The 22,741-nt window shown below is 66.5% G+C and carries 10 protein-coding genes and 2 pseudogenes; 9 read left to right on the top strand and 3 right to left on the bottom strand.

Annotated features, from left to right (window positions below; all coding sequences use genetic code 11):
• The first annotated feature begins 44 nt into the window (after nt 1-44).
• Genes ABZS61_RS19505 through ABZS61_RS19520 form a run of 4 tightly spaced genes read left to right on the top strand, consistent with a single transcriptional unit; the run spans nt 45 to nt 11,880 of the window.
• On the top strand, nt 45-4,850 hold the full coding sequence (locus ABZS61_RS19505; protein ID WP_356422310.1) for a DEAD/DEAH box helicase: 4,806 nt from the start codon (nt 45-47) through the stop codon (nt 4,848-4,850).
• Entirely contained in the window at nt 4,847-6,760 is a 1,914-nt protein-coding gene (locus tag ABZS61_RS19510; protein ID WP_356422313.1) for a UvrD-helicase domain-containing protein, read from the top strand. Before ABZS61_RS19505 ends, ABZS61_RS19510 begins: the two co-directional genes overlap by 4 nt.
• Entirely contained in the window at nt 6,757-10,008 is a 3,252-nt protein-coding gene (locus tag ABZS61_RS19515; RefSeq protein WP_356422316.1) for a helicase-related protein, read from the top strand. The genes ABZS61_RS19510 and ABZS61_RS19515 overlap by 4 nt, the downstream gene beginning before the upstream one ends.
• A 3-nt stretch (nt 10,009-10,011) precedes the next feature.
• Entirely contained in the window at nt 10,012-11,880 is a 1,869-nt protein-coding gene (locus ABZS61_RS19520) for a DUF1998 domain-containing protein (protein WP_356422319.1), read from the top strand.
• Between the two features lie 22 nt (nt 11,881-11,902).
• Here ABZS61_RS19520 and ABZS61_RS19525 read toward each other — a convergent pair whose 3' ends face one another.
• Complete coding sequence (locus tag ABZS61_RS19525; RefSeq protein WP_356422322.1) at nt 11,903-12,409, bottom strand: ATP-binding protein; 507 nt, start codon at nt 12,407-12,409, stop codon at nt 11,903-11,905.
• Nucleotides 12,410-12,762: 353 nt separating this feature from the next.
• Between ABZS61_RS19525 and ABZS61_RS19530 the strand changes: the two genes are divergently transcribed.
• The 4 genes and pseudogenes from ABZS61_RS19530 to ABZS61_RS19545 form a co-directional block, all read left to right on the top strand.
• Nucleotides 12,763-13,608: a helix-turn-helix transcriptional regulator gene (locus ABZS61_RS19530; RefSeq protein WP_356422325.1), complete on the top strand. Its 846-nt coding sequence runs from the start codon at nt 12,763-12,765 to the stop codon at nt 13,606-13,608.
• Complete coding sequence (locus ABZS61_RS19535) at nt 13,608-13,805, top strand: DUF397 domain-containing protein (protein ID WP_356422328.1); 198 nt, start codon at nt 13,608-13,610, stop codon at nt 13,803-13,805. Before ABZS61_RS19530 ends, ABZS61_RS19535 begins: the two co-directional genes overlap by 1 nt.
• A gap of 198 nt (nt 13,806-14,003) precedes the next feature.
• Nucleotides 14,004-14,860: pseudogene (locus ABZS61_RS19540) on the top strand (IS3 family transposase); the annotation flags it as partial.
• Nucleotides 14,861-14,884: 24 nt separating this feature from the next.
• Nucleotides 14,885-15,128, top strand: a pseudogene (locus tag ABZS61_RS19545) (serine/threonine protein kinase); the annotation flags it as partial.
• A gap of 856 nt (nt 15,129-15,984) precedes the next feature.
• Here the strand turns inward: ABZS61_RS19545 and ABZS61_RS19550 are convergent.
• Nucleotides 15,985-16,500 carry a hypothetical protein gene (locus ABZS61_RS19550; protein ID WP_356422331.1) on the bottom strand — a complete coding sequence of 172 codons (516 nt, stop codon included), beginning with the start codon at nt 16,498-16,500 and terminating at the stop codon, nt 15,985-15,987.
• A complete protein-coding gene (locus ABZS61_RS19555; protein ID WP_356422334.1) occupies nt 16,497-20,369 on the bottom strand; it encodes a polymorphic toxin-type HINT domain-containing protein in 3,873 nt (1,290 codons plus the stop codon). Before ABZS61_RS19555 ends, ABZS61_RS19550 begins: the two co-directional genes overlap by 4 nt.
• Nucleotides 20,370-20,962: 593 nt before the next feature.
• Between ABZS61_RS19555 and ABZS61_RS19560 the strand changes: the two genes are divergently transcribed.
• A partial coding sequence (locus tag ABZS61_RS19560) for an FG-GAP-like repeat-containing protein (RefSeq protein ID WP_356422337.1) occupies nt 20,963-22,741 on the top strand: 1,779 nt, incomplete at its 3' end.

Genomic DNA, 22,741 nt, shown 5'->3' on the forward strand with positions numbered 1-22,741 from the left:
CGCGCATCCTCGGTTCGTTTTCTCTCATTCGAGACAGGTGCCTCATGACCGACCGGCAGTTCGCCGACTCATCGCTCCCGCCCGTGATCGAGACCGTGATCCGGCAGTCCGCCACCGTCCTGAAGACCTACCAGGTCGATCCGGGGCTGATACAGGAGCACGCCAACGGCGAGCGCCGCATCACCCAAGGCGGCTACGGCGAGCGACAGTTGTACGAGCTCGTGCAGAACGCGGCGGACGAGATCGCAGCCACACCCGGCGGCAAACTGCACGTGGTCCTCACCGATACACACCTCTATTGCGCGAACGTGGGCAGTCCCGTCACGCCGGAGGGGGCGGAGACGATCCTGCGGATGGGCGTTTCCCGGAAGCGCGGCGGGCAGATCGGCCGGTTCGGTGTCGGCGTCAAGTCCGTGCTCTCGGTGAGCGACTCGCCCCAGTTCTTCAGCGGGAACGGTGCCTTCGGCTTCGGCTTCGACAAGGAGTGGTCCGCTGCCGAGATCGCACAGGCTCTCGGCCGGCAGGGGTCTTTCGACATGGACACCCCGGTGCTCCGCATGGCTCGTCCCCTCGACGTCGAGCAGGAACGCGCCGATGACAACACCCTGGACAAGCTGCTGCACTGGGCCACCACCGTCGTCCGCCTGCCTCTGATGGCGGGCGCCGCTGAACGCCTCGCCCGCGACATCGTCGGCCACAAGGGTCGCAACGGACGCGAGACCGATGCCTTCCCCGCCCACTTCCAGTTGTTCTCCCCCCATGTCGGTGAACTGTTCCTGCACGACCGTCGCTCGATGCCACCGGTCCGCCGGGAGATCTCGATCGAACACAGGGACAACCACCGGACGCTCAGGGAGGTGGCGAGCGGTGCCAAGCAGACGACGGAACAGTGGAAGGTGTTCTCGGCCTCCTACTCCCCTACCGGCGAGGCCGAGGAGAGTGCGGGCGAACTTCACGGCCGCCCGGTGCTTGAGGTCTCCTGGGCGGTGCCCGAATACACCGTGCGTAACGGCCTGTACACCGTGCCCGGCGGGAAGGGCACGTTCTGGGCGTTCTTCCCGACCAAATACGAAGTTTCGCTGACCGGCATCCTGAACGCCCCGTGGAAGACCAATGAGGACCGCCAACACCTACTCGACGGCAGCCACTTCAACAGGGAACTGCTCCAGGTGGCCGCCCGACTGGTGATCGACACACTGCCCGATCTCGTGCCCGACGAGGACCCTGCCGCATACCTCCCTCTGTTGCCGGGCCGCACCAAGGAGAAGCTCAACTGGGCGGACGACTACTTCCTCCGTCGTGTGTGGGAATACGCCGCCGACAGCCCCTCCCTGCCCGACCAGAACGGTGTGCTCCAGCGGCCTCGCGAGCTCTTCGTCACGCCGCCCGGCCTCGACAGGGAATGGGTCCAGATCTGGGCCGAGTACAGCGGTCGCCCGGCCGGCTGGCTGCACCCGTCCGTCGACGCGTCCGACACCGCTGTCCGACGCGGCAAGATGAACCACATCCTGGATCAGGCTGGGAAGACACCCGAGAGCGTCAAGGACTGGCTCGAAGCTCTAGTCTCCGACGGCTCGGCAGAGGCCTCGTCCAACGCCATCGAGATCTTGTCCCTCATGGTGCTCAAGGATCAGGCCGCACGGCTGCGCGACGACTCCGCGCTCACCGCCGAGGCCCGCAAAGCCCGGATCATCCTCACTGAGGAGCACGGGCTGGTCGCACCCGTAGCCGGTGAGATCTTCCACCGCACCTCTGCCGACACACTCCGCGACGACATGGTCTACGTACACCCGTCGATCTCCGAACGCCCCGAAATGGCCCGTCACCTGCACACCATCGGTATCAGGGTCGCCGACGCGCAAGGACGGTTCGAGGGTGTCCTCGATCAGGGATTCGACAACTACGACAACAATGCGTGGGCGAACTTCTGGATACTGCTGCGCAGCGCCGGCGGCAGCCTGCAGGTCGACCGGATGCGCACCAAGGTGCCAAAGCCGCTGGAGACGCTGCGTGTCCGCACCCTGGACGGTCGTTACCGACCGATGCGCGACTGCCTGCTGCCGGGCCCCGTGGTGCCTGCCGACGGAAGCCGTGACAATACCGTCACCGTCGACATGACCTTCCATGAGAGCGACAAGCCTGCCTTCCGCGACCTCGGACTGTTCGACCGCCCCACCGGCGGATATCGCCCCCATGACGAGCCGTGGTTCCAGGAATACAAGCAGGTCGTTCATGACACGCACCTTCGTGATCTGCCCAGCACGGCTCCCCGCCCCAGCATCACCCGCCTCGCCGTCGAAGGTGCTCCGACGCTGGGACCACTGCACCTGCTGCCCGTTCTGTCCGAAGAGGGACGCGCTGCCTTCGTGTCCGCGCTGCCGGCATCCGACATCTCGCAGCACTGGCAGATGCAGTACGGATCCGCTGCCAGCACGCGCAAGGCCGTCATGTCCCCGCTGCGCTGGATGATCAAGAAGCATGGGCTCGTCAGGACCTCCATGGGCTTGACCCGAGTCTCCGAGGCTGTCGGCCCTCAGCTCAAGAGTTTTCGAGCTGTGCTTCCTGTCGCCGAGATCTCGGAGGAGGCGGCGCGACGGCTCAACATGCCCACGTCCTCCGACGAGGTGCCCCTCCGGCGCTGGAGCAAGTTGTTGGACCTCTTGCTGGCGAGCGAGGACGACGTCTTCATCGGACGCGCGTACGCGCTGCTGCACCGGGTCGGTTTCGAGTTCCCGGAGGGCCAACTCACCCGCTGCAGGGTCGGATCGTCGTGGGAGGGGCGTCCCGACAGCGAGATCGCTGTCGCGATGAACGCGCTGGAGTTCCAGGAACTCGTGCGTGAACGACTCCCCGCCCTCCTGGTCACCGACAAGGCGGACGTCGCGACGGCGAAGGAGATGATCGACGACTGGGGAATGCTCAAGGTCTCCGATGTCATCAGCAGGGAGATCGAGCCCGTCAAAATCGGGCGGGCTTCGTCCTTGTTCGAGGAGTTCCCGACGGTCAAGGCACGCCTCGGCCAAGCCGCCGGCAGCCTGAAGATCCAGCGCTGCTCCGAGCTCGACGAGGTCATGCGCACGCCCATGGGCAGCGACCGGAAGCAGATCCCGTTCGCGCGGAAGGGACAGGGTCAGACTCTCTTCGTGCTGGATTCCCTTGACCGGCAGCAGGTGCTGGAGGCCGCGGACAAGGAGTTCAAGTGGGGCTGGGGCCCGGCAGCCTGCCGCCAGGCCCTCGCCCTCCAGGACAAGCAAGAGCATGACCAAACTCTCCTGAAGCGTCTGCGGGAGGTACGAGAAGCCGAAAGCGTCATCGACAAGATCGATCTGCTGATCGGTGAGACGGCTCTGCGTGGCGAGCTTCCTCCCGGGCTCATGGAGAGCGAGATCCAGGAGCACGGCAGGGAGCCGAGTTCGCGGCGTATCGCGGAGATGGCCTTCAACGCCCACGGTGAGGCGATCCTTCGCGTCCATTCCCGCGACCTCGCGCTGGACTTTCCCACCCGCGCCCCCAGCTCTTTCACCGGGAGCCCGAAGGCCCTGCTCTTCGTCACCGATCTCGGGTTCCCCGACTCCTTCGCCGGTGCCCAGGTGCCCTCGCTGGAACCCCGCCTGGAGATCGACGGTCCCTCCGAGTTCCCGGCCCTGCACCCGTACCAGGAGGAACTCGCGCAAGCGCTGCTCGGCCTTTTGAAGAACCCGATGCCTCAGCGCGGCATGCTCAGTCTGCCGACCGGAGCGGGGAAAACCCGTGTCACGGCGGAGGGTGTGATCCGCTGGATCCGTGACCGGACGAACCTTCCCGGCCCGATCCTGTGGATCGCGCAGACCGAAGAGCTGTGCGAGCAGGCCGTGCAGAGTTGGAAGTTCGTCTGGTCGAAGGTCGGCCCCGAGCAGCCGCTGGTCATCAGCCGGCTCTGGTCCTCGAACGAGGCAACTCCGGTCGCCGGTCGCCCGCATCTGGTCGTCGCCACCGACGCGAAACTGGCCAGTTGCCTGGAGGCGGAGAACTACACCTGGCTGAGAGAAACCGCCTCGCTCGTCATCATCGACGAAGCACACACCGCGATGTCCAAGCGCTACACCGGTCTGCTGGAACAGCTCGACCTCACGCACCATCGGACCAGTCGCCACCTGGTCGGTCTCACGGCAACCCCGTACAAGAACAACGCGGACCTCACCCGCCTCCTGGTGCAGCGGTTCGGTAGCCGCCTCGACACGGGGGTCTTCGACGGCGATCTCTCCGTCGCGATCAAGGGTTTGCAGCACATCGGTGTCCTGGCGCAGGTGAAGCACAGGGAGCTGCCGGGTGCCGCCATCGCACTCACGGCCGACGAACGGGCCCAGTCGGAGAAGTTCGCCACTCTGCCCAAGGGCGCCGAGCAGCGGCTGGCCGAGGACCACGGACGCAACCAGCGCATCGTCGACGAGATCGCCGCCATGCCGTCGGACTGGCCGGTTCTGGTGTTCGCCACTTCCGTGGCCCATGCCAAGCTGCTCGCCGCCAAGCTCGGCGACCGGGACATCAAGGCCGCCGCGGTCGACGCGACCACGCCCGTCAACGAACGCCGCAAGCAAATCAGCGATTTCCGCCAGGGCAAGATCCAGGTCCTGACGAACTACGGCGTGCTCACCCAGGGCTTCGACGCGCCGGCCACCCGTGCCGTGGTCGTCGCCCGCCCGACGTACAGCCCGAACATCTACCAGCAGATGATCGGACGTGGCCTGCGTGGCCCGAAGAACGGTGGCAAGGAGAGCTGCCTGATCCTTAACGTGCGGGACAACATCACCAACTACGGTGAGGCGCTCGCCTTCACCGAGTTCGAGTACCTGTGGGACGGGAACCAGTGACCGTCGCCTCTCTCATCGAACATCGGCTCACGCCCGCGCAACAAGCCGTGGTGGAACAGCCCTGGGACGCCCGGGTCCTGGTCACGGCGGGAGCGGGTGCCGGCAAGACGCACACCCTCGTCCGGCGGCTCGACGTGTTGGTGGAGCGCGAGGAGCTGGAGGCCGGGGAGATCCTGGTGCTCAGCTTCTCCCGCGCCGCCGTGCGTGAGCTCACCGAGCGGATCGAGCGACATGCCGCCGCCGCCCAGCGGATTCGTGTCCAGACCTTCGACGGCTGGGCGGCAGCCCTGCTCAACCGCGCGTACCCGGACGTGGACTGGGGGACGTACACGTTCGACGGCCGCATCGAGGCCGCCACCGAGGCGATCGACAAGGGCGCGATCGAAGGTGGCGACTACACGCCGGCCCATGTGGTGATCGATGAGGTCCAGGACCTCGTCGGTGTCCGACGGGAGATGGTCGAGGCGCTGCTCGACCGTTTCCAGGAGAACAGCGGATTCACCGTGGTGGGTGATTCCGCCCAGGCCGTGTACGGGTTCCAGGTGTCCGACCCGGATCAGCGGGCGGAGGAGACGGACCGCTTCCTGGAGTGGGTGCGTGCCACGTTCGGTGAGGACTTGGTGGAACTCCACCTGGGCGACAACTTCCGGGCCCGTAGTGAGACGGCTCGGATGGCCCTGCCCTACGGCCCCCAGTTGCAGCGGCTGCCCCGTGATCGGGCCGCTGCCGCCGGCGAAGCGGAGCGTATCCACGGCGACCTGCGTACGTTGCTCCTGTCGACGCCGAATTTCGGAAGCCTGGAGGACCAGTTCGTACTTGCGGCGCTGCGCGACTATCCCGACACCACCTCGATCCTGTGTCGTGACAACGGCCAGGCGCTGGCCCTGTCCGGCATTCTGGCCACCGCTGACGTCCGACACACACTGCAGCGCTCGGCTCGCGAGCGTTCCGCCCCTGTCTGGATCGCTGAACTGCTCGCCTCGACCGGAACGACCGCCCTCACCCGTGAGCGCTTCGAAGAACTGTTGGTCGACCTGCGGATCCCGGACGGCGCCATGCCTGAGGCGCTGTGGCGGTCGGTACGCAAGGTAGCGCGGGGCCGTGGTCGCGGAACCCTCGATGTCGTCGCCCTGCACCGCGCGCTCGCCGAGGGCAGGCTGCCCGACGAGCTCACGGCGGCGCAGCCGTCCTCGCTCGTGATCTCGACCGTGCACCGGGCCAAGGGCTTGGAGTTCGACCGGGTCCTGATCGTCGAACCACGTGTTCTGAAGGAGCCCGTCCCGGTCAAGAAGAAGAAGTTCGACTACGACCCTGCCGCGGAGGCCCGACTGCTGTACGTGGCCATGACGCGAGCCCGGGACGATCTGTACGTCCTGGACGCGCCCAACTCATGGATGCTCCGGAAGGACAAGCGGATCGACCGTTGGTACCTGGGTGGGCGCAATGCCTGGGCCCGTAACGGCATCGAGCTGACCGGTTCGGACGTGTCCCACGAGCAGCCTCCGGGTACGGAGGAGTTTCGAGAGGACGCCGAGGAGCTCTGGCGTCACCTCGTGACCGACATCGCCACCGGTGCCGAGGCGGAGCTCGTCCTGTTGCACGGCATCCCGGTCGCCTCCGACCAGTCGCCCCCGTACGCGGTGGTGGTCGGTGGGCGACGGGTCGCGGTGGTGTCCGAGCGCTTCCGAACAGACCTGCACCGAATGCTGCGCCGCACCTCACGCTCTGAGGTCGATCGATGGCCGCCTCTGATCACCGGCCTCAGGATCGACTGCGTGGAGAGTGTGGCGGGCAGCCCCGCCGCCACCGAAGCCGCGGGGCTGGGGACGCACGGCGCGTGGGTCGCGCCCCGGTTGTGCGGTCTGGGGCGCTTTCATTGGTGCGCGAACGAATCCGAGGGGGACGAATGAGCGAATCGACTCACCAGGCGCATTACGAGGTGCGCGACTCGCTCCTCGACGCCCTGCGAGAGGACCTGCTGGGTCCTGTGGGTGGTGTGGGCGAGGTGCTCACGGATGACGCGCCGATCACCATGTACCCGGTCGGTGTGCTGTTCCCGCGCTCTCGGGTGGAACCGTCCGTCGACTCGTCCCGGACCGGCACGATCGAACAGGGAGAGCTGGAGTCCGAGCGGGACGGGCTCGACGCGGTACCGCTCGGCGTCCGGCGGGACATCGAGGAAGGGCCCGGCGATCTGGGTGTCTCGCTCGCGAACGTCCGGATGCCCTCGTCCATCGGCCTGACATTCGCTGTGAACCCGACCGAGTCCGCCTGGATTCGGTTGACCGTACGCACGGCCGTCTACCTCCCCGAGGACGCCAAGGGAAAGCCCGTGGCCGCGAAGCGGACCGAGGCACGGAGCACGAAGGGCCAGCGGGAGCATTGGCGACGCTCCGCCCTGCGGATCGAACCGGTTGATGTGGATGTCACGCAGCCTGGTCTACTCGCCCCCTTCGTGCTTCACCCTGGGCTGGAACTACGTGTGCTGGTCCGCCCCCGGTCCGCGTCGAACAGGACGGTGACCGTCACAGCCACCGTCGTCAACAGTCTTGAGGTCGGCCAGTACGACCTTCGCGACGCGCACTGCTTCTACCAACCGGAACTGACTGTCACGGCGAAGGACGGCAGCAGCCCCGTGTTCGCGGTGCGGCCGACCACTCTGGGCGCGGTCGACTCGGAGCAGGCGCTGAGCCGGCTCCTGCACCGCCACGCGCCCAGCTTCGCCACCGGACACGGCTGCGCGGCGCATTGGGACTGGACTCCACCTCCGGTGGGGTCCGTCGCCATCAAGCCTCCGACGGTCGCCGCAATACGGACCGAATTCGTCCCCTCCCACGAAGTGCTGCTGACCGATTCCAATCCCGGGATCGACGACGGACCACTGGCGATGTATCGACTGGGAACCGACCCGTCCCATGAGGTCGTGGCGGCGCTTCGCACCTTGCTGGCAGGATACGAACAGTGGATCGAGACCCAGGAGCATCAGGCTCGTCGGCTGTGTGACACGGAAGACGGCAGGACTGCGGCCGATCAGGTTCTGCTCTGCAGACACGCACTGCGCCGGATGCGCGACGGCGTAGATCTGCTGGCGGACCCCGATCGCCCGGACGTTCTGAGGGCGTTCCAGCTGGCGAACCTCGCGATGGCGGACCAACGGGCACGCACAGTGTGGATCAAGCGCGGTAGGTCAGGCCGACCGGACGAGCAGGCCGGACGGTGGAGGCCCTTCCAGATCTCCTTCGTCCTTCTCTGCCTGGCCGGAATCGTCGATCCGACCCATGCCGACCGAAAAGTCTCCGACTTGCTGTGGTTCCCCACGGGTGGAGGCAAGACCGAGGCGTATCTCGGGCTGATCGCCTTCACCACCTTCCTGCGGCGCTTGCGGGACGGGGAGGCCGGGGCAGGCGTCACCGTGCTCATGCGATACACGCTCCGGCTTCTCACCCTCCAGCAGTTCGAGCGTGCCGCAGCGCTCATCTGCGCCATGGACCGGCTACGGGCCGCCGACCCTGCGGCGCTCGGGCACAAGGAAATCTCCATCGGCATGTGGGTAGGCCGTTCGGCGACCCCCAACACCCTGGCGGTCACCGAAGGCAAACTGGCCGACCTCATGCGCAACGAGAACCTCCAGTTGCAGACCGAGAACCCTGTCCAACTGCGCAACTGTCCCTGGTGCGGCGAACCACTGCGCCCCCGGGACTACGCGGTCGACAAGGACGCCAGACGCATGACGGTGAACTGCCCCAATGGGAACTGCGACTTCCACCATGGCCTTCCGGTTCATCTCGTGGACGAGGCTGTCTACGCTCATCGTCCGACCTTGGTCATCGCGACGGTCGACAAGTTCGCCTCGATGCCTTGGCGGCCCGCGTCGGCGGCTCTGTTCAACCGGGATGTGGACGGGGTGCGGCCGCCCGAACTCATCGTCCAGGATGAGCTCCATCTCATCTCGGGCCCGCTCGGCACCCTCACCGGTCTGTACGAGACAGCCGTGGATGCCCTGGCGAAACGCCCCAAGGTCATCGCCTCGACCGCTACGATCCGTCGCGCCGATAAGCAGGGCACCCAGCTGTTCGACCGTTCGGTGGAGCAATTCCCTCCCGGCGGCCTCGACTCACGGGACTCCTGGTTCGCCGTCGAGACGCCGCGCGAGCGCAAGGCGGCCCGCTGCTACGTCGGTCTGCTGACCTCCAGTACCAGTCAGGCCACCTTGCTGATCCGGGTCTACGCGACCCTGCTCCATCGGGCGCACACCCACGATGCCCCTCCCGAGGTGAAGGACGCCTACTGGACCCTGGTCGGCTACTTCAACAGCTTGCGACTGCTTTCGGCGGCGGAGCTCCAGGTCCTCGACGACGTCCAGGAGCGATTGGGGCACCTCGCCTTGCGGGACGGGCTCAAGGCGCGTCGGGCGGACGCTCTCACGGAACTGAGCAGCCGGGCGAACGCCAGTGACATCTCCCGCCGGCTCAAGGACGTGGAACGCCGGCACCCGAGCCCGGACGCGCTGGACGTACTGCTCGCCACCAACATGATCTCTGTGGGTGTCGACGTGGACCGGCTCGGGCTGATGGCCGTGATGGGACAACCACAGACCACTGCCGAGTACATCCAGGCAACGAGCCGTGTCGGTCGGCAACACCCCGGTCTCGTTGCTGTGATGCTCAACTCCACGCGGTCCCGAGATCGTTCGCACTACGAGAACTTCCAAAGTTTCCACTCGGCCCTGTACCGCGAGGTGGAGTCCACGAGCGTCACCCCCTTCTCCGCCCGGGCCCGTGACCGGGGACTGCACTCGGTGGTGGTGGCTCTGGCCCGGTTGATGCTGCCTGACGCACGGGCCAACGAAGCGGCAGCACGAGTGGAGGACTTCCATACCGACCTCCGCCGGCAGGTCGGCAAGGCACTGCTCGACCGGGTTGCGGCTGTCGAGCCGGATGAGGTCAAAGCCACCACAGCGGCGTTCGAAAAGTTCGTCAACTGGTGGCGGGACGAGGCAATGGCCCGCCCCAACCTTGTGTACGAGGCGCCACGGGGCTCCCGCGAGCCCGCCCTTCTCGCCAACTACGACGACGAGTCCGCCGACGTGTCGCCGTGGAAGACATTGTGGAGTCTGCGCGATGTAGACGCCTCGTCCACCTTCTTCGAGGAGCGCTGAACCTTGGGTCCCGTCCCGCCCCGCACCCGTCGCCGCGGCCTCCCGTCCGCTCCGGCCCGCGCCGCCCGCAAGCTCGGTGAGATCCGACGCGCCCAGCTCATCACGACATACGGCGTCGGAGCCATGATCGCGGTGGAGAACGAGTCGTTCCTCATCCGCGGCATCGACTCGTGGGACATCTCCGATGCGCCCTTCATCTCGGAACCCAGACTGGCCCGCCAGCTGGGTGTCTCCGGATTCCGGATGCCGCCGGCTCCCGATCCCGACTCGGCACGGGACGGCGTACGAGCAGTGCGCTTCCCGGAGATGTACTCATGCCCTCATTGCCATCAGTTGCAGCCGTTCCGCAGGTTCAACTCCCCGTCCGGACGGGCCGAATGCTCCACCTGCCAGGAGAGTCTGGTCCCGTCCCGATTCGTGATTGCTTGCACGCACGGGCATCTGGAGGACTTTCCCTATTGGAAATGGGTGCACCGGGGTAACCGGGTGAGTTCCGGGGCTTGCGGAGGCCAGCTGACGTTCCGGTCCGACGGCACCACCGCCTCGCTCCGTGCCGTGTTGATCGGTTGCACCTGCGGGGTGGAGGAGGTTTCCATGGAGGGGTCGTTCCGACGCCAGGCCCTCCGGGACCTGGGCATCCGGTGCGGTGGGCGTCGTCCCTGGCTCAAGGACGCTCCTGCGGAGAGCTGCCAGGAACCACCGAGGACACTCCAGCGAGGTTCCTCGTCGGTCTGGTTCCCGGTCATGTATTCGGCCCTGTCCATCCCACCGTGGAGTCAGGGCATCGCCAAACTCGTCGCGCCCTTCTACGAAGCCCTCAAGGACGAGGATCCCGCCTCCATCAAGTCGTACGTGCGCATCGTGAAGTTGCTGCGTCACCACCCGAGTTACACCGAGGACGATGTGGTCGCCGAGGTCGCGCAGAGGCGTGCGGCCGAGTCCCACTCCACGGAACCGGTCGGTAGCACGGAGGCCGGGAAGCGCGCCGTCGACTATCGGCGGGAGCTTTACGAGGGTGAGTACCGAAGCCTGTCCAAACCGCACCCCGAAGTGGCCGAGGAGGACCAGGAGTTCGTCTGCGAGCCTCCGACCACGTCGCTCGACGCTCTGCGCTCGTCCCACGGGCTGGCCCAGGTGATGCTGGTCAAGCGACTGCGTGAGGTACGGGCGTTGCAGTCGTTCCGGCGTGTGGAGGAACCGAGTCCTGCGGACTCGCCCATGCGCGAGGCCGCGATCTCACCTGCGAAGCCGAGTTGGCTTCCTGCCTTCGAAGTAAGCGGAGAGGGGGTGTTCATTCGCCTCGACCCGGAACGTCTTCGTGTCTGGGAGGAGCAACCGGAACAGGTCCGACGCGCCGCCCGGATCCGCGAGAATCACGACAAGTTGTTGTCGGCACGGGCGGGCGACTCGGACAAGCCGGTTCCGCCCTCACCCGCCACCCCACGCTTCCTCCTTCTGCATGCCTTGGCCCACGTGCTGATCAACGAATGGAGCCTGGATGGCGGCTACCCGGCCGCATCCCTGCGTGAGCGGCTCTACAGCGACGAGGACATGGCCGGCGTGCTGATCTACACGGCCACCAGTGATTCCGCCGGGAGTCTCGGCGGAGTCGTCGCACAGGGTGAACCGGAACGCCTCGCGGCCTCCCTCCGGACCGCCCTGCACAGGGCGAGCTGGTGCTCGAACGACCCGTTGTGCATGGAGTCCGAGGCGAGCGGCGCGGACAGCTTGAACATGGCCGCCTGCCACGCCTGCCTGCTCCTCCCCGAGACGAGCTGCGAGAACAACAACATTTTGCTCGACCGCGCCGCCCTGGTCGGAACGCCGGAGGACCCTTCCATAGGTTTCTTCAGCGCGGCGTTGTCGGCCTGACCGATCCGCCGCACTTTCGCATTCAGCGGGCCTCTCTCAGATCGGAGTCGACGTACGACTGTGCTCGATCCAGGGCAGCGTCCGGGTCGAGGCCGTGTGCCTGGAGCCAGTGGAGGAGGTCGGCGATCAGATCGATCGCCACCTCCTCCGCCTCGGCCAGGCTCCGGAGCCCTGGACGGGAATGCTTCGACCGTGCGCCGATGACGCAAAGCCCAAGCAGCGCTTCGGCCTTCGCCACCTGTGGTCCGTCCACATGGTCGTCGATCGAGCGCAGCCCGGTGGCAAGCTCGCACCAGGTGATCTTGGAGGCTCCACGCAGGACTACACCCCAACGAACCGCCATACCGTTCACAAGGTGCATGCCCCGCCCTTGCTCGGTCTCGTCCGTGGCCCGGACAGGAGTCGGCAGCGCCTTTCCGTCCGGGTCCGTCACCTCGATACGGAGAAGGTCACCGTTCATCGAGACCGCAAGACAGGTCGGCGTACCGGCTCCCACGTGCTTGATGACGTTGGCGACCAGCTCTGTCACGCATACCTGCGCAGGGTGAACAACCGCGGGCAGACCCCAGAGTTCGAGACGGAATCGCATCAGTCGGCGAATTCCGGCAAGTTCTTGAGCGTCCGCCGAGAACGGCAACTCCCACCGCTTCCTCTCGACCCCGAACCGGCATCCCACCATGCCCATCACCGCTCCCATCGCTCGACAGTCACCCTCTGTGCCCAAGTTGTTCAATACAGTGACAGTGAAACTCTCAATATGGAACTCTCATCTCGCGTCGCCGGAAGCGCGGAGCGCCGCCGCACGCCCCCGTAGTGCGCTGCCTTGCCCGGCGAACACAGCACCGTGCACTCTCTGAGAGATCGAGGCGAAGGGCCGGAGACATGGCAGTTGGACCCACCACCCGAAGGCGACAGCTCGGCGCGGACCTACGCCGCCTCCGGGAGGCGAAGGGCCTCACGTTGGAAGATGCCGGCGCTCGGGTCGGCGTCTCCAAAGCGACCCTGAGTCGGTACGAGACCAAAGAGGGCACGGTCAAATGGCCTGCGGTGGACGCCCTGTGCCGCGAGTACGACGCTTCGGACGAAGAGCGCACGTCGCTGGTCGAGCTGGCCAAGGGGGCGCGCATCCAGGGCTGGTGGCGCTCCCTTGCCGACCCGATCCCCGAGTCCATGAACCTCATGCTGACCCTTGAGGACGAGGTGGTGAGCGAAGGCCACTACGCCTGTATGTACGTCCCGGGGCTGCTCCAGACCCGCGCGTACGCAGAGGCGGTGCACCGGGCCTCGGAGTTGAGATGCACCGACCAGGAGATCGACCACATGGTCGACATCCGCATGAAGCGCCAGGAGCTCCTCGCCCGCGACGAACCGCCGCACATCTGGGCGGTGATCGACGAGGCCGTGATCCGCCGCATGGTCGGTGGCCGGACCGTGATGCGCCAACAGTTGCAGCATCTGGCGGACCAGTCCACGAAGCCTCACATCACGATCCAAATACTCCCGTTCGCCGCTGGGGCGCATGCCGCGGCGGTCGGCAGTTTCGTGATTCTCGGCGGTGCGACACCTGAACTCGACGTGATCTACGTGGACATCATCGGCGGTGGCCTGTTCATGGAGAAGCCCCAGGAACTCAAACGCTATAAGTTGGCGTTCGAGTACCTGCGTGCACAGGCCCTGGACCTCCGGTCGTCTGCCGCACTTCTCAACCGAGTCTGCGAGGAGCTGTGATGGAACGCGAGGACGCACGGTGGTTCAAGTCGTCGTACAGTGGTGGCAGCGGCACGGAGTGCGTTGAGGTCGCGGACCTGGGTACGTCCGTCGCAGTGCGGGACTCGAAGCGGCCGCCGGGGCCTCGTGTCTCCCTCCACCACAACGCGTGGACAGGTTTTGTGGCCTTCCTGCAGCGCCCGAATAGCCACACCTGACTCCGGGCCTGCCCCGGTCGCGCAGTGCCGACGTAGCCGGACGTCCGGACAGGGCCGTGCCGATAGCTCGGGCTGACGGGCCTTCAAGGCGGATGCGGTCGCACTGTACGAGTCTCGGCCGGAAGAGACGGTCAGGTCGGTCGCCGCCGATCTGGGGATCAACCCGGAGACGTCGCCGACCTCCAGCGCCGTTACGGCGTGAAGCGGCTCTGCAGCATCCTCGGTGTCGCCCGCTCGAGCTTCTACTACTGGCGCCGGACGGCTGCGGACCGGGCCGCCCGGCAGGCGGCCGACGCGAAGCTGGCCGCCCGGATACGGGCCGGCATCAGGAATCGGACGGCACCTATGGAGCCCCGAGGATCACCGCCGAGCTCCGCGAGACGAGCGGAGAGGCGGTCAATCACAAACGCGTCGCCAGGATCACGCGGGCGTCCGGGATCGAAGGGGTCCGGTTGCGCCGCCGGCACCGCACCACCCTCGCAAATCCGGCCGCGGCCAAAGCGCCCGACATGATCGGCCACGACTTCACCGCCCAGGCTCCGAACACGAAATACGTCGGCGACATCACCTACCTGCCCGTCGAGGGCGGGAATTTCTGCTACCTGGCGACCGTCATCGACCTCGCATCGCGACGTCTGGCCAGCTGGGCGGTCGCCGACCACACGCGCACGGACCTCGTCACCGACGCCCTGGCCGCGGCGATCCGCACCCGAGGCAGCCTCGCCGGATCGATCATGCACACTGACCACGGAGCCCAGTACACGAGCAGGATATTCGCTGAAGCCTGCAGGTCAGCAGGGGTCCGACGGAGCATGAGCGCGGTCGGGTCCAGCGCCGACAACGCCCTCGCCGAATCCTTCAACGCGACGTTCAAACGCCAAACCCTGCAAGGGCGAAAGAGCTGGCCCAACGAGCGCGAGGCCCGACTCGACGCCTTCCGATGGCTCCACCGCTACAACACCCGACGCCGACACTCCCATCTCGGACAACGATCACCGATCGCCTTCGAGAACGCCCTCCAACACCCGCCAACTACGCTGGCAGCAGCCGCATAACCCGTGTTCAGGATTCGGGGTCAAGGCCCCATCACGGCGGCGGCCGACGTCTTCGCGCTCGCCCAGACGGAGACGTTCGCGGTGCTGGGCAGGCCGCTCTACGGCGACGGTCCGGCCGTCAACGTGCTGTACCGGATCGTGCACTCCGAACCCCGACCTGTCCCTCCTGACCCCGTTGCTGCGTCCTCTGTTCGCCCCCTGCCTGGCCGCCGACCCGGCGGATCGGGCCACGCCGGCGGAGGTCGTGGGGTGGTGCCGGCAGCGCGGCTCCGCCGACAGCTCACACCAAACGGCTTTACCTCTCGCAGTCAGGATGGTGCCCCAGCCGACAGCCATGCCAACCAGCGAATGCAAACCCCGTCCGCACTCCTCTTCCACACAAGCCATCGCCCCAAGGACTGGCACACGAAAACTCTTGTCGTGCAGCTCGATCCGCAGACACTCGCTCGCCACTTCAAGCACGGACGTGGCCGCAACACCCCTCCCCACAAGCCGAGCACGTTGGCTGCCAGTTCGCTCATAGCAAGCTCAACTTTCGTAAACCCTCCGCCCGCAGGCCCGACTCCGTAAGTTGCCCCCTGCCAGCCCTCCTCAGGTCTCGAACCGCTGCTCGACCTCAAACGGCAGCACGCTGCAGGGATAGGAACTGCTGTCGTGTCCCCAAAGCTAACTGGCCGGTTGTCACTAGCCGACGGTGGGCGCGACGTCGGCTGTGTCGATGAGGGCGTAGCTGATCGCCGTGCACGCCGTCACCGGCTACGACCTCACCGTCCCCTGTATTGCGTCAACTGCCTCGTCTTGCCCCTGCTCATGATGCACGGAAGCCCTGCCAGAAACGATCTGGCAGGGCTTCATATTGCTTGGAAGAGTCTTTCCATTAAATACTTCCGGAAGACTCTCCGATCCCGTCAGACGTTGCCTCGATGGCACTCACCAACTCGCAAGTCAAGGCAAATGCCTGCTCTCCAAATAAGCCGATTCCTTCACAGAGCATCTCCTCGGAGGGCACCAGGAATGGGGCGGAAACCAATGCTGCGAACAGCACGTGAATCTCATTCAGCTAAAATTCGGATTCGGCTCGCTCGGGGGATACCCGGACGAGCCGCTTCGGCCACGGCCTTATGTCACCTGCCTGCCATGGTCACCGACTGCAGGACTGTGCAGGGGTGACTCCACGACGGAAGCTCGCGCCGAACCTGATCGAGAGAGCGTCCGAGGTAGCTCGGCGGCGCTTCAGGTAGGCCGTGGGCTTCCAGGAGGTAGAAGTCCATCCGATTTCCGCACACAGAATGTTCGCCATCAGGGAAGAACTTCAGCCCCAGCAGCAAGCCGCCGTCGACATTCGCGGAAGGGTGGCTGGACATCACCGAGAACGCCATCAACCCATGCTCCTGCGGCGCTCCGCTCCAGCTGAACGATTTCAGCCCCGTAACCACGAGAAGAGCAGCGTTGCCCGTCGGATAATTCGACGCGGTACGCATGTCGAAGAGCAGCGCCGCACGATTCGAAGTCGGAGACACCCGGCAATCGAGGAGCTGCGTGTCATGCAGAGCGTCCTGCTCTTTCAGGGGATCCCAGCCGATGGCCTCGGGAGCCTGAGAGTAAACCTGTGACACGAAGAGATCTTCTACAGTGATCATGGAATTGGTATGTGCCAATACGGGTCTTTTTTACCGACAGTTTTGCCGGTGATCGGATGTATGAACTGGCCTAGCTCGTTGGCGTAGGTTATGTATCCCTTAGGATATGGATACGGTCCGTTGGTAACTGGATCCATGACCCGGACATATCTCACGCTGCGGTGCAACCCAGCACCCTTGGCTTCTGACGGTTTGATGTCAAAGAACCACCCCTTCCCGTTGTCTGCCTCGGCAACAGCCTTTCGCCCCTTGGGAAGCCATAGGGTTTCTCCCTGAGGCCCGACAACGTCACCGGTCAGACACCGGCTGTTGTGGACAAGAACGGGGGTTCTGCCCGCCAGTACATAGTACGTCTGCAGGTCCGCGACGGTCAGGTTGTATGCCGGCTGGAGTTCGTTCCATCGCCGGATCTGAGTGATCCTTACAGATGTGCCGTCTGCGACGCGAAGGCCGTCGCCGGCTTTGAGCTGTCCCGCATTGGTCCAGCTCTGCGTCTCAGGAGTCCAGAACGGGTGGTGATCGGTGGCCGTCAGCGCGCCCGGCCCCGTGGCACCGTTCAGCGTGATGCCAGTGAACTCCCGGTCGTCCGGCGTATAGATCGTGGCCATGACGCGGCGCGGACCTGATTCACCCGAGAGCGGATCGGTGGAACGCACCAGGTCACCTCTGCGCACCCGCTCAATAGGCAGATGAGATCCATCCGCCATGAGCACTGGGGTCCCTGCAGGGAAACTGTGCTTCGGGCTGCACGGGTTCCGCTTGAAGAGGTTGCCGAGCGCCTCGAAGATCTCGCTGGTTTTCCCCCCGTATTTCTCCAACCACCGCGTGGACTTGATCGGTGCGGCGGCCCAGCCTGCGATCGGGAGCATGGACGCGCAGGAGAGGAGGGCATCCTTCCATGCGTCCTTCTCGCCCACTCCGTACTTGTTGAGGCCGGATTCCACTCCGTAGGCGATGCAGTTGACAGCGTCGGCAGGCTCCCCGAGGAAGGGGATCAGACCCAACATGTCCAGCCTGAGGTGGATGAAGTCCTTGAGGCTCATGCCGGGGGGAACATCGCTGCCGATGAGCCCTTGGAGCAGAGTGAAGGCCCCGGAGGATCCGTCCGCGTCGGCGTCCTGCTGGAGCGAGGCCTCGTGGTCGGCCTGTCTCTGGTCCTGAAGCGCTTGTTGCTCCGCCTCGTAGCGCTCTGTCTGGTATCGGTCAACCGTGGAGCGGTACTTTGCGTAGGCCTCGGTGGCGCTTTGGCCAGCGTTGAGGGCGGACTGCCGGGCCTGTTCCGCTGCCTGGAAGGCGCTTGTGGCATACCCCTGGGCGGCGCCGTAGCTGGCCTCGGCGGATATCGCCGCGTTCCTGGCCTTGCGGGCGCTGCCAGCGGCTTCGTCCTCGGCCTTCTGGGCGGCGGCGGCGGAAGCGCTCGCGGAACGGGCCGAGGCGCTGGCGCGGTCGGCGGCCTTCAGCGCCCTGTCGGCGTGGTCGGCGGCCTCGGCGGCGTATTCGGTGGCCTTTTGTGCGTGGCCTGCGGCGAGATCCGCGTGGCCTTGAGCCGTTTCGGCGGCTTTGGCCGCGTCGTGGGCGGACTGGTAGGCGAGGGCGGCGGTGGCGCCGGCCGTGGCGATGATGGTCTGGATCTGCTCAACGTGTGCGGCGTTGAGCTGGTCGCGCCGGATGGCCTTGTGCCGGCCTGAGGTGATGAAGTCGATCAGGTGGGTGTCGGGGCTGGCGAGGGCGGCTTCGGCTGCTGCCTTGACCTCCGGCCCCCCGCCTTCGGCGAGCTGGGCTGCTTCGACGCGGTAGTCCTCGATCCGCGCCTGGTGCAGGCCCCGCTGGAGGAAGGTGTCGAGGGCCTTGGGGTCGGGGTTGTCGAGCGCGGCTTGGGCGGCTTCCTTGACTCCCACTGCACCGGCCTCTGCAAGACGGGCCACCTCGATGCGGTTGTCGGGGGCTGCCGCCTGGTACTGGCCGGTGGTGAGGAAGGTGTGGACCTGGGCCGGGGTACCGGCGAGGGCGGCGGTCGCCGCCGTGCGGACATCCTCGTATGCGGACTGCTGGGCGAGGACGTCGACGGCTTCCCGTTCGTCTTCCTCCTCGGCCAGCTTCCAGCTCGTGCGCGCATATACGAGCACGGCGTCGTCGTCGCCGACGAGGGCGCTCTCGGCAGCGGCGCGGCTCCACGGGCCGCGGATCTGCAGCGCCGTCATCGCCATCCGGCGGCCGGCGGCTGCGACCTCTGCGGGTTGTGCGTCCGGCTTGGCGGCCTGGACCGCGAGGGTGTCGAAGTCCGTCTGGAGCTGGAGCGCTTCCTGCTTCGCCTTGACGACCTCGGCCTTGGCCGCGTCGACGGACTCCTTGGCATCGCGGGCCTCGTTGACCAGCAGGGTCGTACGGGCGGCGATCTCATTCGCCTCGCCCTTGCGGGTGGTGGCCTGGATCTCCTGGGCCTTGGTTACCGCGGTGGTGGCCGCCTGGGCAGCCTTCAGCGCCTCGGCGGCGTTGATCTTCGCCTGGTTGGCTGCGGCCTGGGCATCGCCGGCGTGCTCGTTCGCCTTGCGTGCCGCTTCCGCGGCCTTGCGAGCATGGGCAGCCGAGGAACGTGCAAAGTCGCGGGCCTCGGTGGCGGCGACAATGGCATCGTCCGCGTGGGCCTGCGCTGCCAGGGAGGCCCGTCTGGCCTCTGCGGCGTGACGCTCAGCTGCGGCGGCTGCCTCCTTGGCCTGGCCCGCACTGGCACCGGCCTGAGCCGCATGTCCTGCGGCGGCGTTCGCGCTCGCCGCCGCCGCGTGCATGTCGTCGATGGCCCCGAGCGAAGCGGTAAGCGCGTCCTTCGCCGCCTTTGCCGTCTTCAGCATCGCGTCGAGGGTGTTGGCAATCTTTTCGGCGTCGGTGGCGGCCTTCAGCGCGTCTGCGGCTGCCTGCTCGTTGACCTTGCCCGATGCTGCGGCCGACCACGCCTTGCTGGCGGCCTGGGAGGCACGCTGAGCTGCGGTGGAGGCGTTGGCCGCAGCGGCGATCGCGGTCTGTGCGGCGGCGTTGGCGGCGCGGGCTGCCGAGATGGCGGTCTTCGCCGCAGCGGCGGCACGGCGGGAGGCTTCGGCCGCCCGGCGCGCAGCATCCTCGGCCTTGTCCGCGTCGTTCTTCGCGGCCAAGGTCTCGGCCGCCGCCGTCGCGGCCTCCTTCTTCGCCAGGCCGGCGGCGGTCACAGCCTTCTTGGACTGCGCTTCCGCACTGGACTTGGCCTTGTCGGCAGCCGACGCGGCGTCGGAGGTCTGCTCAGCCAAGTCGCTGATGCTGGCGTGTTCCTGATCCTGGGCGCGGGTGATGTACTGCCCGTAGGCGAGGAAGTCGCGCACCTCGCCGATGCCCGCGTTGAGCGCGGCGGTCGCGGCCCGCTTGGTAGCGGGCCCCCCTGTCATTTCGATCTGCGCCACACGGACCCGGGCGTCGTCGTCGCGGCGCTTGTACTGGCCTTCGTTCAGGAAGGCACGGACGTCGTCGATGGTCCCGTTCATCGCCGCGTCGCCGGCCTCACGCAGACCCGCCCCACCGGCTTCGGTGGCACTAGCGGCGGCCACCCTCTGATCGTCCTCCAACGGCTGTTTCCAGCCGTCCTTCATGAACGCAGCCAGCTCTTCCGGGGTCCCCTTGAGCGCGTTGGCGGCGGCTTCGCTCACCCCCGGTCCGGCCTCGGTGACGAGCGTGAGCGCGGCTTCCCGCAGATCCAGCTCCTCCGCCACCTTCTGGCCGCTTTCCAAGTACTCCCGGACCTGCTGGTCGGTGCCCGTGAGGGCCTCTTCCGCAGCAGCCTTGACCGCCGGTCCAGAAGACTTCCACGCATCCAGCGCCTGGGCCCGGTCGGAGAGCGGGGGCACGGGTAGATCCTCGGCGCCGACTGGCGCCGCCGAAAGGAGGGTGGCCACGAGAGCCAGGGGCAGGAGCCCGCGGGCTGACCTGCCGACCCACCGGAATCCCCTCCCCTTACGCTCAAGGCCTGCAAACTGACGCACTGATTCGTTCCTTCACCTGGTGAGGACCGAAGGGCACACAAGCCAGAACGCCCGGGCTGCAGTGCTCCTTCGGTCAAGCGCGCCGAACAGGGCCTGCCGCCTTCTGTGCTTCGGCCTCCCCAGGCTGAATGCGGCAGACCCCACCCAAGTCCTCGGACCTGGCACGACCTTGTTGTGTATTTCCTGTGGAAGATCCACTCGAGGGACACATGGTTGTGCACCAATAGCCGAACGTGATCCAAACGTGACAGGTCACGTCTCATCTGCCAGGCCAGGCACCGGGCCATGCCGCTGCGTCCAGGACCTGTGGCTATATTGACCCGGCGGCCTCCCCAGGCGAACACGACCGCATGCCGTACTCGGCACGGTCACCCGATTCGGTTTGAACCCTCCGGCACTCGCAGGGGGTTTCGTCTTGGAAAGCGAAAACATCAGTGCACATACACAGATGGATGCCCGTGACGGCCGCAGCGATCGCCGTCGCCGTAGGGGCGCCCACGCCTCTGGCCGCCGCAGCTGGTGAGGCACCGGCCGATACCGGCACCCCATACGCCGTTGAGGACGGCGCCTACCCTTACCGTGCCGACATCCTCGAACTGACCGGCGCCGATCTGATCGCAGGCGACGGCAACATCACCGTGACCTCGTGCTCGGGCACTTACCAGATCAAGGTGTGGGCACGGAACCTGAAGACCGACGAGTCCAGGATCTGCTTCGCAGCCGCAGACACCGGCTACCTGAGCGTCAGCATCCCCCGCGCCTACCGCATCGAGACCTACGACCGGGACATCAAAGCAAACGTCTCGATCGACGGCACCACCGAGAACCTGACAGTCCCCCGCGACACCTCAAAGGGCTTCGGCGAGGCCGACATATCTGATCCCAAGCAGGCTGTCCTGCTGGAGATGCGAGTCACCGGGACGAACGCACCCGCGACCACCCCGCCGCCGGCCGGAGACACCACACACGCGTTCACAGGAAAGCTCCGCATCGGGGACACCCGCGCGTGCACCGCGGTTCTCGTCGACCCGCGCTGGGCGGTCACTGCCAAGAGCTGCTTCGCCGACAACCCCGCCGAAAGCATCGAGCTTGCGCCAGGCGCCCCCAAGGACAAGGCCACCATCACGCTCGGCGGGTCCGACCTGGGCTCCGCCGGAACCCACACCAGCACCATCTCCTACCTGGTACCGCGGCCCGAACGCGACCTTGCGCTGGTGCAGCTGGACCAGCCCGCCTTCGACGTCACGCCGGTGGCGATCTCGGGGACGGCAGCGGCCACCGGCGAGGAACTCACCGTCGCCGGCTACGGCCGGACCATCGACGAATGGGCACCGACCAAGCTCCACACCGCCACCGTCTCAGCCGGAGCAATCTCGGCGACGGGCATCGACCTCACCGCGAAAGCCCCGGCAGAAACGACCCTCTGCAAGGGCGACGCCGGCGCACCCGCACTGCGCACCGAGAACGACAAGCCGGCCCTCGTGGCTATTGGCAGCCGGTCCCGCCAGGGCGGATGCCTTGGCGAGGATGAGACACAGGCCGACGCGGTGGGAGCCCGCGCTGACGACATCACCGACTGGGTGCAGCAGATCCGCAATCTGCCGCAGGACCCGCAGGTGGCTTCCGGGGACTTCAACGCGGACGGCAAGGTGGACATCGCCGCCTTCTACAACAACGGCACCGGCGACGACGGCAAGCACCGGTCCTCACTCTTCGCGTTCTACAGCAACGGCACCGGTTTCGCCGAGCCCAAGAAGGTCTGGGCCAGCACCGGATCCTTCAGCGCAGCCGCCAGCAAGCTCACCTCCGGTGACTACAACGGGGATGGGAAGGACGACCTCGCCGTCCTCTACAACGGCGGCCAGGCCACCGACGGCAAGTACCGCTCCACCGTGTTCACGTTCACCAGCAACGGCAGCGGCTTCGCCGCCCCCAAGCAGACCTGGACCAGTTCGGGTTCCTTCGACTGGAGCAAGAGCAAGCCGGTCTCGGGCGACCACAACGGAGACGGCAAGGACGACCTCACCGTCCTCTACAACGGCGGCCAGGCCACCGACGGCAAGTACGTCTCCCTCGCCTTCACGTTCACCAGCAACGGCACCGCGTTCAACAACCCCACCACCTCCTGGACCAGCTCGGGCTCCTTCGACTGGAGCAAGAGCAAGCCGGTCTCGGGCGACCACAACGGAGACGGCAAGGACGACCTCACCGTCCTCTACAACGGCGGCCAGGCCACC

Origin of the sequence: Streptomyces sp. NPDC005566 (assembly GCF_040605575.1) — a bacterium.
GTDB lineage: Bacteria > Actinomycetota > Actinomycetes > Streptomycetales > Streptomycetaceae > Streptomyces.

Coding starts and splice junctions, on each gene's coding strand:
- ABZS61_RS19505 (WP_356422310.1), top strand. CDS start 45: ATGACCGACCGGCAGTTCGCCGACTCATCGCTCCCGCCCGTGATCGAG.
- ABZS61_RS19515 (WP_356422316.1), top strand. CDS start 6,757: ATGAGCGAATCGACTCACCAGGCGCATTACGAGGTGCGCGACTCGCTC.
- ABZS61_RS19530 (WP_356422325.1), top strand. CDS start 12,763: ATGGCAGTTGGACCCACCACCCGAAGGCGACAGCTCGGCGCGGACCTA.
- ABZS61_RS19535 (WP_356422328.1), top strand. CDS start 13,608: ATGGAACGCGAGGACGCACGGTGGTTCAAGTCGTCGTACAGTGGTGGC.
- ABZS61_RS19550 (WP_356422331.1), bottom strand. CDS start 16,500: ATGATCACTGTAGAAGATCTCTTCGTGTCACAGGTTTACTCTCAGGCT.